The organism is Streptomyces sp. NPDC059897 (genome assembly GCF_042730865.1).
Taxonomy (GTDB): Bacteria; Actinomycetota; Actinomycetes; order Streptomycetales; family Streptomycetaceae; genus Streptomyces.
The window spans coordinates 15,296-27,853 of the sequence record NZ_JBHWKQ010000021.1 but is presented as its reverse complement, the minus strand read 5'-3'; the positions used below and the strand labels follow the sequence as shown (position 1 = coordinate 27,853).

Annotated in this window: 10 protein-coding genes; 8 read left to right on the top strand and 2 right to left on the bottom strand. The window is 71.2% G+C overall.

Annotated elements, in window-relative coordinates:
- Positions 1-53: 53 nt before the first annotated feature.
- Positions 54-1,316 carry an MFS transporter gene (locus ACFV9W_RS22940; RefSeq protein ID WP_385763761.1) on the top strand — a complete coding sequence of 421 codons (1,263 nt, stop codon included), beginning with the start codon at positions 54-56 and terminating at the stop codon, positions 1,314-1,316.
- Here ACFV9W_RS22940 and glgX read toward each other — a convergent pair.
- A complete protein-coding gene (gene glgX, locus ACFV9W_RS22935; RefSeq protein ID WP_385763759.1) occupies positions 1,291-3,408 on the bottom strand; it encodes a glycogen debranching protein GlgX in 2,118 nt (705 codons plus the stop codon). The two genes, ACFV9W_RS22940 and glgX, sit on opposite strands and share 26 nt — an antisense overlap.
- Positions 3,409-3,568: 160 nt before the next feature.
- Between glgX and ACFV9W_RS22930 the strand changes: the two genes are divergently transcribed.
- The 4 genes from ACFV9W_RS22930 (at position 3,569) to ACFV9W_RS22915 (ending at position 7,937) form a co-directional block, all read left to right on the top strand.
- The gene (locus ACFV9W_RS22930) at positions 3,569-4,354 is read left to right on the top strand and encodes a Tat pathway signal sequence domain protein (protein ID WP_385763757.1); all 786 of its coding nucleotides are present in this window, start codon (positions 3,569-3,571) and stop codon (positions 4,352-4,354) included.
- 40 nt (positions 4,355-4,394) lie between these two features.
- Positions 4,395-5,714 (top strand): copper amine oxidase, encoded by a 1,320-nt coding sequence (locus ACFV9W_RS22925; RefSeq protein WP_385763755.1) that lies wholly within the window; start codon positions 4,395-4,397, stop codon positions 5,712-5,714.
- Between the two features lie 129 nt (positions 5,715-5,843).
- The gene (locus ACFV9W_RS22920) at positions 5,844-7,112 is read left to right on the top strand and encodes an SAV2148 family HEPN domain-containing protein (protein WP_385763753.1); all 1,269 of its coding nucleotides are present in this window, start codon (positions 5,844-5,846) and stop codon (positions 7,110-7,112) included.
- 99 nt (positions 7,113-7,211) lie between these two features.
- Positions 7,212-7,937, top strand: a complete 726-nt coding sequence (locus ACFV9W_RS22915; protein ID WP_385763752.1) for a 3'-5' exonuclease — start codon at positions 7,212-7,214, stop codon at positions 7,935-7,937.
- Between the two features lie 23 nt (positions 7,938-7,960).
- Here the strand turns inward: ACFV9W_RS22915 and ACFV9W_RS22910 are convergent, their stop codons facing one another.
- Positions 7,961-8,851, bottom strand: coding sequence for a phosphotransferase enzyme family protein (locus ACFV9W_RS22910; RefSeq protein WP_385763750.1), 891 nt, complete (start codon positions 8,849-8,851; stop codon positions 7,961-7,963).
- 333 nt (positions 8,852-9,184) lie between these two features.
- Between ACFV9W_RS22910 and erm the strand changes: the two genes are divergently transcribed.
- From erm to ACFV9W_RS22895, 3 genes are all read left to right on the top strand, one after another.
- The gene (erm, locus tag ACFV9W_RS22905) at positions 9,185-9,967 is read left to right on the top strand and encodes an ErmE/ErmH/ErmO/ErmR family 23S rRNA (adenine(2058)-N(6))-methyltransferase (protein WP_385763748.1); all 783 of its coding nucleotides are present in this window, start codon (positions 9,185-9,187) and stop codon (positions 9,965-9,967) included.
- Between the two features lie 101 nt (positions 9,968-10,068).
- Entirely contained in the window at positions 10,069-11,283 is a 1,215-nt protein-coding gene (gene mgt, locus ACFV9W_RS22900; protein WP_385763746.1) for a macrolide-inactivating glycosyltransferase, read from the top strand.
- Positions 11,284-11,476: 193 nt separating this feature from the next.
- The gene (locus tag ACFV9W_RS22895) at positions 11,477-12,532 is read left to right on the top strand and encodes a CDP-alcohol phosphatidyltransferase family protein (RefSeq protein WP_385763744.1); all 1,056 of its coding nucleotides are present in this window, start codon (positions 11,477-11,479) and stop codon (positions 12,530-12,532) included.
- Positions 12,533-12,558: the final 26 nt, after the last annotated feature.

The following is a 12,558-nucleotide window of genomic DNA, read 5'->3' as shown; positions in this document are numbered from 1 at the left end:
TTCGTGTCATCAGCGCATGCGCGTACGCACGCGTGCCTCGTTAACGTCGGACGATGCCTGGTACATCCAACAAGGCCGGTGGCACGCTCGACGCGTACCGCAGGGTGCTCGCGGCGACGGGGCGCCCGCTGCCCGTCGTGTCGTTCCTCGGGCGGCTGCCGGTCGCGGTGATCCAGTTCGGCAGCGTCCTCCTGGTGACGCGGACCAGTGGCTCGCTCGCCACCGGAGGTGTCGTCGCGTGCGCCCTCGCGCTCGGCCAGGTGGCCATGGGGCCGTTCGTGGGGCGGCTCGCGGACCGGCGCGGCCAGCGGCCCGTCGTCCTCGCCTTCGCGCTGCTCAACGGCCTCGCGATCGCCGCCTACACACTGGCCGCCCTCGCGGGCCTGCCCACGGCGGCGCTGATCGTGCTCGGCGTCCTCGCGGGCGCCACCGTCCCCGGCATCGGCCCGCTCGCGCGCGCCCGCGGTGTCGCCCTCGTGCGCCGGGAGGGCGGCGACGAGCGGGTGGTGAACGCCGTGCTGTCCCTGGAGTCCACCATGGACGAGCTCAGCTTCGTCCTCGGCCCCGCCCTCATCGGCATCGCCTCCGTGGTGGCGCACCCCGCCTACGCGTTCGGGGCGGCCGCCCTCCTGGTTGCGGTCTGCGGCGCCGCGTTCGCGCTGCACCCGACCGTCACGGCGGTGCCGCCCGCCCCGGCCGACACGCGGCCACGCGCGCGTGGCGAGCGGCCCCGGCTGCCGCGCCAGGTCCACGTGGTGCGCGCCGGGCTCGTCCTCCTGGGCATCCTGCTCGGCGGCTGCGGCGCCGGGATCACCGCGCTCACCGAGGAGTTGGGCCACGGCGACCAGGCGGGCCTCGTGTACGCCGCGATGGGCGTCATGAGCGCCGTCGTCGGCCTGTCCATGGCGGCGGTGCCCGCCCGGTTCACGCTGCGGGCCCGCTGGCGCGTCGCCACCGCGGCCGCCGCCGTCCTGTCGCTCCCGCTCCTCGTCACGCACTCCATGGCCGTCCTGTACGTCGCGGTGACCGTCTTCGGCGCCCTGTTCGCCCCGAACCTGATCACCGGGTTCGGGCTCACCGAACAGGCCGTGCCGCGCGAACGGCTCGGCGAGGGCATGACGGCCGCCGTGAGCGCGTTCGTCGGCGGGCAGGCCGTCACGCTCGCCGTGGCGGGCCGTCTCGCGCAGTCCCACGGGGCCGCTGCCGCCTTCGCTGTGGGCAGCCTGGCCGCCGGGGCCGCCTTCCTCGTCGCGCTGCGCGTACGGCCCCTCCAGGCGCGCGCCGACCCGGCTACGCCGGCCGTTGCAGCACCATGAGGCTCCGGTCCTGGACCGTGATGCCGTCGCCCGCCTGCACCTTCGGGCCCTCGCCCGCGGCAAGGCCCTCCGGCAGCGCCGTGTCGACGACGGCCTGCCACTGCCGCCCGTGGTCGACCGGCACCACGAAGTGCGTGGGCTCCGGCGAGGCGTTGAACAGCAGCAGGAACGAGTCGTCCTGGATGCGCTCGCCGCGCGGCCCGGGCTCCGAGATCGCGTTGCCGTTGAGGAACACGGACAGGGCGCGCGCCTGCGCCGCCCCCCAGTCCCGCTGCGTCATCTCCTCGCCCTCCGGGGTGAACCACGAGATGTCCGACAGGTCGTCGTGCGTGCCCTCGACGGGGCGGCCGTGGAAGAAGCGCCGCCTGCGGAACACGGGGTGGCCGCCGCGCAGCCGCACCATCGCGCGCGTGAACTCCAGGAACGGATCGGGCGCGGCGTCGGGGTCCGCCCAGTGCACCCACGCCACCTCGTTGTCCTGGCAGTAGGCGTTGTTGTTGCCGCCCTGGGTGCGCCCGAACTCGTCGCCGTGGCTGAGCATCGGGACGCCCTGCGACAGCATCAACGTAGCGATGAAGTTGCGCATCTGGCGGTCCCGCAGGCCGAGCACCGCCGCGTCGTCGGTCTCGCCCTCGGCGCCGCAGTTCCACGACCGGTTGTGGCTCTCGCCGTCGCGATTGCCCTCCCCGTTGGCGTCGTTGTGCTTGTCGTTGTACGACACCAGGTCGCGCAGGGTGAAGCCGTCGTGGCAGGTCACGAAGTTTATCGAGGCCAGGGGGCGGCGGCCGTCGTCCTGGTAGAGGTCCGACGACCCCGTCAGCCGGCCCGCAAACTCGGCGAGCGTGCGCGGCTCGCCGCGCCACAAGTCCCGTACGGTGTCGCGGTACTTGCCGTTCCACTCGGTCCACAGGGGCGGGAAATTGCCCACCTGGTAGCCGCCCTCGCCGACGTCCCAGGGCTCCGCGATCAGCTTCACGCGGGACACCACCGGGTCCTGCTGGACCAGGTCGAAGAACGACGACAGCCGGTCCACCTCGTGGAACTGCCGGGCCAGGGTGGCGGCCAGGTCGAAGCGGAACCCGTCGACGTGCATCTCCTCGACCCAGTAGCGCAGCGAATCCATGATCATCTGGAGGACGTGCGGGGACCGCATCAACAGCGAGTTCCCGGTCCCCGTGGTGTCCATGTAGTAGCGCGGATCGTCGGTCAGCCGGTAGTAGGACGGATTGTCGAGCCCCTTGAAGGACAGCGTCGGCCCCAGATGGTTGCCTTCGGCCGTGTGGTTGTAGACCACGTCCAGGATGACCTCGATGCCCGCCTGGTGCAGCGCCCGCACCGCGGACTTGAACTCCAGGACCTGCTCGCCCCGGTCGCCCCACGACGCATACGTGTTGTGCGGGGCGAAGAAGCCGATCGTGTTGTAGCCCCAGTAGTTGTTGAGGCCCATCTCGACCAGCCGCTGGTCGTTGACGAACTGGTGCACCGGCATCAACTCGAGTGCCGTCACCCCCAGTTCCGTGAGGTGGTCGATGATCGCCGGATGCGCCAGCGCCGCGTACGTGCCGCGCAGCTCCTGCGGCAGCGACGGATGCAGCATGGTCAGGCCCTTCACATGGGCCTCGTAGAGCACCGTCTCGTGGTACTCCGTGCGCGGCAGCCGGTCGTCGCCCCAGTCGAAGTACGGATTGACCACCACCGACGCCATCGTGTGCGGCGCCGAGTCCAGGTCGTTGCGCTCGTCCGGTGCGTCGAACGGGTAGCCGTACACCGACTCGTTCCAGTCGATCCGGCCGCTGATGGCGCGCGCGTACGGGTCGAGCAGCAGCTTCGCCGAGTTGCAGCGCAGGCCGCGGGCGGGCTCGTACGGGCCGTGCGCCCGGTACCCGTAGCGCTGCCCCGGCATGATCCCCGGCAGATAGGCGTGCCGCACGAAGGCGTCGGCCTCCCGCAGCTCCACCGCGGTCTCCGAGCCGTCGTCGTGCAACAGACACAGCTCGATACGGTCGGCGGCCTCCGAGAAGACCGCGAAGTTCGTTCCGGCGCCGTCGTACGAGGCACCCAGTGGATACGCCTGTCCAGGCCAGACCTGCATGCTGACGACTCTTCCAGTTCTTGCCCGGACGTCCGGGCGACATCGGACAGTCTCTGCCCGAAAGTGAGGCAACCACACGGGAGTTGGAAGGCTCTAACACGACGACCATGTCGGACCGGCACGCCCTCGACCGGGGCTGCCGGGGGAGTTGGGGGAAGATGTGCGCACTACTGCAAGACGCCATCTCGGGAAGCTGATGGCGGTGGTGGCGCTCGCGGTCGCGGGCGGCGCCGTCGCTGTGGGGGTGACCCTGCCGGATTCCGGCGGGAGCGACATGACCAGGGCGGGGACCGCGCAACAGGACGCGGTGGCCCCTGAGGGCACCGTGGAGCCCGCGCCCGCCGAGGACGCGAAGGGGGTGGGGCGCGATCCGCTCACGGACGCCGAGACGGAGCGCGCCGAGAAGCTGGCGACGGCGGGCAACGCGCTGCGGATGGACGCGCGGGACGTGGAGGGCGACCGGGGCCCCCAGCACCTGTCGACGAACCTGACGGAGGTCGACCCCGGACTCGACGACGCCGCCGCCGGCCAGCGCCGCGCCGACGTCGTGTACTACGACTACAAGAGCGAATCCGTCGTCACGAAGACGGTGAACCTCGACACGGGGAAGGTCGAGGACAGCAGGACCGACCAGGGCGTGCAGCCACCGCCCAGTCAGGACGAACTGACCGAGGCGGCCCAGCTGTTGATCGCCGACCCGCTCGGCGCCGACCTCAAGGGCGACTACAAGGACGCGACCGGCAAGCAGCTCACGAAGCCGGACCAACTGCAGCTCAGCGGCATGGTGTTCCGCAAGAAGACCGTCGCGAACGTGCCCGCCGGCCTCAAGGAGTGCGGCGAGCACCGCTGCCTGCGCGTCATCACCAAGGTCGTCAACGGGCCGTGGGTCGACACCCGCGACCTCGTCGTCGACCTGAGCGCCCGCACCGTCTCCCGCCTCGGCTGAGGACCTCGCCGACCTCTCCTCCATGAAGGAGCGCTTCCGTATGCACGTCAACAGAGTTCCGCGCGCCCGCAAGAGGCCCGCACTCGCGGTCACGGGCCTCGCGGTCACCGCGCTGCTCGCCGGCCTCTTCACCACCGCACCCGCCGCCACCGCCGCCGCGCCGCGCGCGCCCCAGGCCGCCGCGCCCGCCTGCTCGGACGCGTACCGCATCGAGCAGACCCTCGACGGCGGCACCACCTGGCGCATGTGCTGGCACTACAACACGCTCGCCGGGCTCGTCCTCGACGACGTCAGCTACCAGCCCAAGGGCGAGGCCGCGCCCATCAAGGTCCTGACCAGCGCACGGCTCGCGCAGGTCCATGTCCCCTACGACGACGGGGAGGCCGAGTACGACGACGTCACCGGCACCGACTTCGGGCAGGCCCTGCAGGACCTGAAGCCGAACGAATGCCCCGGCGGCACCATCAAGACCGTCAAGGTCCCCGACATGGGCAACGTGAAGGGGCTGTGCACCACCACGCGTGCGCGCGGGCACGCGTACCGGCTGAACGACGACGCGTCGACCGGCGGCACCGGCAAGGTCTACAGCGCACAGGGCAAGGACCTGCTCGTCTACACGGTCAACAAGGCGTCCTGGTACGAGTACATCACCGAGTGGCGCTTCGCCTCCGACGGCACCATCACGTCCAACGTGGGCGCCACCGGCAGCCTCTCCCCGTTCGACTACGACGGCACCGACGGCAAGGGCTGGCCCATCGGCAAGGGCGCCACCGGCTACGCCGAGAGCCACAGCCACAACGTCTTCTGGCGGCTCAACTTCGGCCTGGACGGCTCGCCCAAGGCCAAGGTCGAGCAGTACGACTCCAAGGTGACCCCGCCGAACGGCGACGGCTCGCCCACCACGAAGACGACCCGCACCCCCGTCACCAAGGAACTCGCGGGCGACGTGAAGGACATGCGGTGGTGGCGCGTGGTCTCCACCGCGGGCAAGAACAAGGACAACCACCCCAGGTCGTACGAGTTCGTGCCCGGCCGCTCCAACCGCTTCCCCGGACGTGCCTTCACCAAGCACGACGTCTACTTCACCGAGTACAAGAAGTGCGAGCAGTACGCGAGCGACAACCCGGCCGCGAACTGCGGCGGCACGAGCGTCAACAAGTGGGTGAACGGCCAGACGCTCAAGCACCCGATCACCTGGGTCAACATCGGGTTCCACCACATAGCCCGTGATGAGGACCAGCAGCCCATGCCGGTGCACTGGCAGGGCTTCTCACTGGCCCCCAGGGACGTGACCGCTATGAATCCGCTCACTCCGGCCGACCTGGCGGGGCAGAACGGGGTTCCCCGAAACGGCAGTTGAGAAACCAGCGGCCGCATCCGGCTGCATCGCCACCCGCTCCCGGAGTACCCTTCCTTGATCGTTGCTGGGGGCCGTGCTCCACAGTTCGGGCACGACATACGCGGGGGAGCGGAAGGCGGTGCGGAGCGGGTGAGCTCGGGAGGGCTGGAGCTGCCCCCTGGTGACGACGGTCACGAGGGCCAGGACAGCCAGGAGGCAGCCTCCACGGAGATCCCGCCCGGAGCGGTGTCGCTGGCCAGGCCCATGGACGTCGCGTCCCAGATCGGACCGGAACTGGACTGGGGCGCCGACGCCTGGAGCGAGGTCCGTACGCGCGCGCAGCGCGCGGGGCGGGCCTACATCTGGCTGAACCTGGTGGAGCAGCGGCTGCGCGCCGTCGTCGCCGCCGTGCTCCGCCCCGTCTACGCGCCCGTGCACGGCGAGGACTGGGTGGTCGCGGCGGCGGGGCCCGCGGGCCAGGAGTGGGTGCAGCGGGCCGTCGCCGTGCGCGAGGTCAGCCGCCGCAAGGGGTATCTCCTCGACCCGGCCGACGACAACGTGCTGTCGTTCCTGACCCTGCCGCAGCTGCGCGAGCTGATGGTGCAGCACTGGCCGTGCTTCGAGCCGTACTTCGACGACCGCCGCGACGTCGAGCTCGCCCTGGACGAGCTGGAGGTCACGCGCAACGTGGTCTCCCGCAACCGCGCCCTCTCGGAGACGGTCCTCGCCCAGGCCGAGCGTGCCTCCGGGCGCCTCCTGGACATACTCGGCGCCGGCTCGGACGTCCCCTCGGCCCGCCGGCTGCCCGTCGACGCCGTCGAGGACCTGGTCGGCGACCGGTACGCGGACGTGGTGGGCGTGCATCCGGACCGGGTCAGGCTGCTGCGCCAGTTCCCTGCCGAGGACCTCTTCGGCGGGGCGCGGCGCCTGGACGCCGTCGGCATAGGCCTCAATCTGCTCGCGCAGAACTTCTCGGGCCGCCGCCTGGTCCGCCTCGCCGAGTCGGGCTGCCGCATACGGCTCCTCTTCCTCAACCCGGCCTCCAGCGCGGTCAAACGCCGCGAAAGGGAACTGGGGCTCAAAAGGGGCGAGTTGAGCCGCTCCGTCGAGATGAACATCCTGCACATGCGCCGGGTCCGGGCCCGGCTCAAGGACCCCGGCGCGTTCGAGATCCGGGTCTTCGACGAGACCCCGCGCTTCAACGCCTACCTCGTCGACGGCGACGGCTCGGACGGCATCGCCGTCGTCCAGACGTATCTGCGCAGGACGCGCGGGATGGAGGCACCGGTCCTCGTGCTGCGCGGCGGGGGCCGCATCGTCAAGGCGAGCGCGTCGACGGACACGGGGGAGAACGGGCTTTTCGTGACCTACCGCGACGAATTCGAGCAGGCCTGGGCGGACGCGCGGCCGGTGTCGTAGCGGCCCCGGCCGGGCCCTGAAGGGGGCCGGGCCGGATTGTCAGTGGGGCGTGCGAAGGTGTTGGTCATCGGGGGAACGCACCACGAGAAGGGGGCTGCCATGGGCTGGCACCGCGAGCTGATGATCGGCTTCGACCTGGAGACGACCGGGACCGATCCGCGCGAGGCGCGTATCGTCACCGCCGCCGTCATAGAGGTGAAGGACGGCGCGGTCCTCGGTCACCGGCAATGGCTGGCCGACCCCGGGGTGCCGATCCCCGAAGAGGCCATCGCGGTGCACGGCGTCACGAACGAGCGGGCGGCCGCCGAGGGCGAGCCGGCCGACCGGGTCGCCGACGCCATAGCCGAGGTACTGGTCGGGTACTGGCGCACCGGCGTCCCGGTGGTCGCGTACAACGCGACGTTCGACCTCACCCTGCTCTCCGCCGAGCTCGCCCGGCACGGGCTGCCGTCGCTGCGCGAGCGCCTCGGGGGCGTCGAGCCGGCGCCGGTCGTCGACCCGTACACGATCGACCGCACCGTCGACCGCTACCGAAGGGGCAAGCGCAACCTCGAAGCGGTCTGCACCGAGTACGGCGTCCCGCTCGACGCCGCGCACGACGCCTCGGCGGACGCCCTGGCCGCGGCGCTGCTCGCCCGCGCGATAGGCGAGCGGCACGCGAAGGTCGCGCAGCTCGGCGCGGCGGAGCTGCACCGCAGACAGGTGGAGTGGTTCGCGGAGTCGGCGGCCGACTTCCAGAACTTCCTGCGCCGGAAGGGCAATCAGGACGCGGTGGTGGACACGGTGTGGCCGATGCGGGTGCTCGACACACCGGCCGCTCCGTAGCGCCGGGCGCCGGGCGGGCCCGTTCAGAACGGGTACCAGCGCACCTCCGGGTCGCCGTCCTGCAGCGAGGCCACCCGCCGCCGGAACTCCGCCAGCGCCTTCGGGTTGGTGGGCGCGTGCTGCGACACCCACGCGCAGGACGCCGTCTCCCGCGCCCCGCGCAGCACCGCGCACCCGTCCCACTCCCGCACGTCCCAGCCGTACGCCGACACGAACCCGTCGTACGCCTCGGCCGGCAGCCCGTACCGGTCCCGCGACAGGGCCATCACGACCAGATCGTGTTCCCGCAGATCGGAGGAGAACGTCTCGAGGTCGACGAGGACGGGACCCTCGGGCCCGATGTGCACATTGCGCGGCAGCGCGTCGCCGTGGATCGGCCCGGCAGGCAGGTGCGGGGTCAGCGCCGCGGCGGCGGCAGCGAACCCGTCCCGCCGCTCGCGCAGATAGTCCGCGTCGGCCGGGTCGATGGCGTCGCCCGCGAGCCGCAGCCAGCGCTCGACCCCGCCAAGCAGTTCACGGCGCGGCAGCTCGAAACCGGTCGGCGCGGGCAGCGCGTGCACGAGCCTGAGCAGCTCCGCCAGATCGCGCGGCTCGGCCGGGCGGACGGCCGCCGGGATCCGGTGCCACACGGTCACCGGGTGTCCGTCCACCACCAGTGCCTCGTCCTTCGCGGCGCGCACCGCGGGGACGTCGTGCGCGGCGAGGTAGGAGGAGATGGCGACCTCGCGGCGGGCGCGGTCGAGGAGTTCGGTGCCGCCCTGCTCGATGCTCCGGCCGATCTTGACGACGAGGTCACCGATGCCGAACACCGCGTTCTCGCCGAGCGCGAGCAGCTCCGCAGCGCCCGCCGTCCTGGCGGTGCCGTCCACGACATCCGCTCGCGCCAGCACGTCCCGTGCCCGTGCCTCGTCCATGCTGTGCCTCCCGCGTTTCCGCGTCTCACCTGGTAAGAGGCCCAGTCTCGCACCCGGCCCGGGGCGCATCGCGGCCGGTGAGCGGAAAACCGGTGGACGGGGCCGCGGGGCCCGGCCAGCATGTGGGGCATGTGCAGCGCAGCCACGATGGCCGTCTCGGTGACCCGCCAGGTGCAGGGCTGCGCGCATGCCGTTCGGCTGCGCGTCGGCCCGGCGCTCTGACCGGTTCCGACGCAGCGAACCGCGCGCCCGTGAGCGCGCGCGACTGATCACGGTCCCGGTCGGCCCGCCTTCATCCGCCCTTTCCCGCACGGATGACAAGGACCACAGGCCATGGCCGCCCGCTCCACCGGCACGCCGCGTTCGCGTGCCCTTTCGCAGAACTTCCTCGCCGACCGCGCCGCCGCGCGCCGTTTCGCACGGCTGGCGACACCGGAACCCACCCCGCTGCTCCTCGAAGTGGGCGCGGGCGGCGGCGCGTTGACCGCGCCGCTCGCCCGGCGCGCCACCGACCTCGTCGCGTACGAGATCGACGGGCGGCTCGTCGCCCGGCTGCGCGAGCGGTTCGCCGCGCAGGCCCACGTGCGCGTACGGCACGCGGACTTTCTCGCGGTGCGGCCGCCCCGGGACGCGTTCGCCGTCGCCGGGAACGTGCCGTTCTCGCGGACGGCCGACGTCGTGGACTGGTGCCTGCGCGCCGACGCGCTGACCCGCGCCGTGCTGCTCACCCAGCTCGAGTACGCCCGCAAACGCACGGGCGACTACGGGAGTTGGACCCGCCGCACCGTCCTGACCTGGCCGCACTTCGAGTGGCGGCTGCTCGGCCGGGTGCCGCGCGGCGCGTTCCGCCCGGCCCCGCGGGTCGACGCGGGCGTGCTCCGTATCGAGCGCAGGGCGGCGCCGCTGCTGGCCCCGGCCGAGTACCCGTCGTACGAACGGCTCGTCACGCTCGGCTTCACCGGTGTCGGCGGCAGCCTGCGCGCCTCGCTGGGCCGGGCCCACCCGCGCCGCCGGGTCGACGCGGCGCTGCGCGAGGCGGGAATCCGTCCGGCCGCCCTCGTCGGGGAGGCGGCACCGGAGCAGTGGCTGCGGCTGTGGGCCGCACTGAACCGATGACCGGCGGCAGCGACCGGGCAGCAGTGACCGGCGACCCATGAGCACAAGCACCACCCGTTAATTAGTTGCACGAGACGTCTCGTCTCGCTTACGGTGGGTGCATGACGAACCCGAATCACGGCAAACGTGCCCACATCGCCATGTTCTCCATCGCCGCCCACGGGCACGTGAACCCGAGCCTCGAAGTGATCCGGGAGCTCGTCGCCCGTGGGCACCGCGTCACGTACGCGATCCCGCACCTGTTCGAGGAGAAGATCGCCGAGACCGGCGCCGAGCTGGTCCTCTACCGCACCACGCTCCCCGGCCCCGACGACGACCCGGAGGCGTGGGGGACGACCCTGCTCGACAACGTGGAGCCGTTCCTGGACGAGGCGATCCAGGTCCTCCCGCAGCTCATCGAGGCCTATGAAGGTGAGGGCGGGGTCGGCGTCCCCGACCTCGTCATCCACGACATCACCTCGTACCCGGCGGGCGTCCTCGCCCACCGCTGGGGCGTGCCCGCGGTGACGCTCTCGCCGAACCTCGTCGCCTGGGAGGGGTACGAGGAGGAGGTCGCGAAGCCGATGTGGGAGGAGCCCCGCAAGACGCCGCGCGGCAAGGCCTACTACGAGAAGTTCGACGCCTGGCTCAAGGAGTCCGGCGTACCGAAGAGCGCCGACGATTTCTGGGGCAGCTACGAGCGCGTCCTCGTGCTCATTCCGAAGGCGCTCCAGCCGAATGCCGACCGGGTCGACGAGAAGAAGAACACCTTCGTCGGCGCCTGTCAGGGCGACCGGTCCGCGCAGGGCGACTGGGAGCGCCCTGCCGACGCCGAGCGCGTACTCCTGGTCTCGCTCGGCTCGTCGTTCACCAAGCAGCCCGATTTCTACCGGGAGTGCGTGAAGGCGTTCGGCGATCTGCCGGGCTGGCATGTCGTGCTGCAGGTCGGCAGGCATGTCACCGCCGAGGACCTCGGGGAGGTTCCCGGCAACGTAGAGGTGCGGCAGTGGGTGCCGCAGCTGGCGATCCTCAAGAAGGCCGACGCCTTCATCACGCACGCCGGGGCGGGCGGCAGTCAGGAGGGTCTGGCCACCGCGACGCCGATGGTCGCCGTGCCGCAGGCCGTCGACCAGTTCGGCAACGCCGACATGCTCCAGGGGCTCGGTGTCGCCCGGCACGTACCGATGGAGGAGGCGACCGCGCAGACGCTAAGGGAGGCGGTCCTCGCGCTGGTCGACGACCCGGAGGTCGCGCGCCGACTTGCCGGGATCCAGCAGGACATGGCATCCGAGGGCGGGACGCGACAGGCGGCCGACCTCATCGAGGCGGCGCTGTAGACGCGATTTTTCACGGAACGGTTCCGCCGTTCCGTGAAAAGCGTGTGCGTAAGAGATAACGAATTCGACTCGCCTGGGATGTACGACCGATACCCCCCGGTAAAGGTTGCGTTCGTACGTTCTTGAACTTATTGGGAACGGATTCTTACGGTGAGGTGAACCTACTTTTGAACAAGGAAAGCTGGCGCGCCTCATGCCCCGAGACATACCGTCGTTGCCCGAAGTGCGGCGCATCACCCAGAAGAAGCGCGACGCGTGGTGGACCGTGCTGCTCGTCGACCCGATCGCCACACCTCTCGTACGGGTAACGGCGCGCTGGACGCGCATCACGCCGAACCAGATCACCTGGGGAGCGCTGATCCTGGGGCTCGGCGCGGCAGGCTGTTTCGCGATGGGGGACTGGCGCTGGCTGATCGCCGGTGCGCTCATCTACCACCTGAGCTTCGTGCTCGACTGCATGGACGGCAAGGTCGCCCGGCTGACCGGGCAGGGCTCCGTGTTCGGCGCCTGGCTCGACTACATCTTTGACCGCGTTCGCGTCATGGCCTGCGCCGTGGCGCTGATGGGCGGCCAGTTCCAGCGCACCGGCGACCTGATCTACATCTGGCTCGCCGTGGCCGTCGTCTTCCTCGACGGGCTGCGCTACATCAACTCGCTGGAGATCTTCAAGACCCGGCACACGATGCGCAAGCAGATCAAGACCCGCATGCGGGCCGCCCGCCGCGCGCAGAACGCGGAGCGCGTCGCGTTCATGGAGGACCTGCTGCGGGCCAACCCGTCCGCGGACATCGAGCAGGACCTGAACGGGGCGGCGAGCGCCGAGGCCGCCGCGGAAGCCGCCGCCGAGGACGACGAGGCGACCGCGGAGACGGACGGCGAGCAGCAGCCGGCGACGCGTCCCAAGGTCGTCGACCTGCACCAGGAGTTCCGCAGCCGTTTCCCGGTCTACTTGCGTTTCCGGTCCTTCCTGCTGCGCCACCGCATCCGTACGCACCTGGTGAGCGGCATCGAGTTCCAGATGGCCGTCTTCATCGTCGGGCCGCTGCTCGACCAGGTGATCGGGGCGACCGTCGCGGCCGGTGTGCTGCTGCTCGTCTTCGAACTCGCCATCGTCTACAAGCTGCTGCTGTCCACGCGCGACTTCGGCCGCACGCTGGAGGTCTTCGAGAAGGCCGCCGCCGAGCGGGAGGCCGCGGAGCAGGGCACCCTGCGCGAGGAGCACGAGAAGGGCCTGTCCACCGTCGCGTGAAGCGGACGGTGAACAGGCCGTGGGGC

What these genes read in the sequence shown, in the direction of transcription:
- ACFV9W_RS22940 (WP_385763761.1), top strand. Translation starts at nt 54, where the DNA reads ATGCCTGGTACATCCAACAAGGCCGGTGGCACGCTCGACGCGTACCGC.
- glgX (WP_385763759.1), bottom strand. Translation starts at nt 3,408, where the DNA reads ATGCAGGTCTGGCCTGGACAGGCGTATCCACTGGGTGCCTCGTACGAC.
- ACFV9W_RS22925 (WP_385763755.1), top strand. Translation starts at nt 4,395, where the DNA reads ATGCACGTCAACAGAGTTCCGCGCGCCCGCAAGAGGCCCGCACTCGCG.
- ACFV9W_RS22915 (WP_385763752.1), top strand. Translation starts at nt 7,212, where the DNA reads ATGGGCTGGCACCGCGAGCTGATGATCGGCTTCGACCTGGAGACGACC.
- ACFV9W_RS22910 (WP_385763750.1), bottom strand. Translation starts at nt 8,851, where the DNA reads ATGGACGAGGCACGGGCACGGGACGTGCTGGCGCGAGCGGATGTCGTG.
- erm (WP_385763748.1), top strand. Translation starts at nt 9,185, where the DNA reads ATGGCCGCCCGCTCCACCGGCACGCCGCGTTCGCGTGCCCTTTCGCAG.
- mgt (WP_385763746.1), top strand. Translation starts at nt 10,069, where the DNA reads ATGACGAACCCGAATCACGGCAAACGTGCCCACATCGCCATGTTCTCC.
- ACFV9W_RS22895 (WP_385763744.1), top strand. Translation starts at nt 11,477, where the DNA reads ATGCCCCGAGACATACCGTCGTTGCCCGAAGTGCGGCGCATCACCCAG.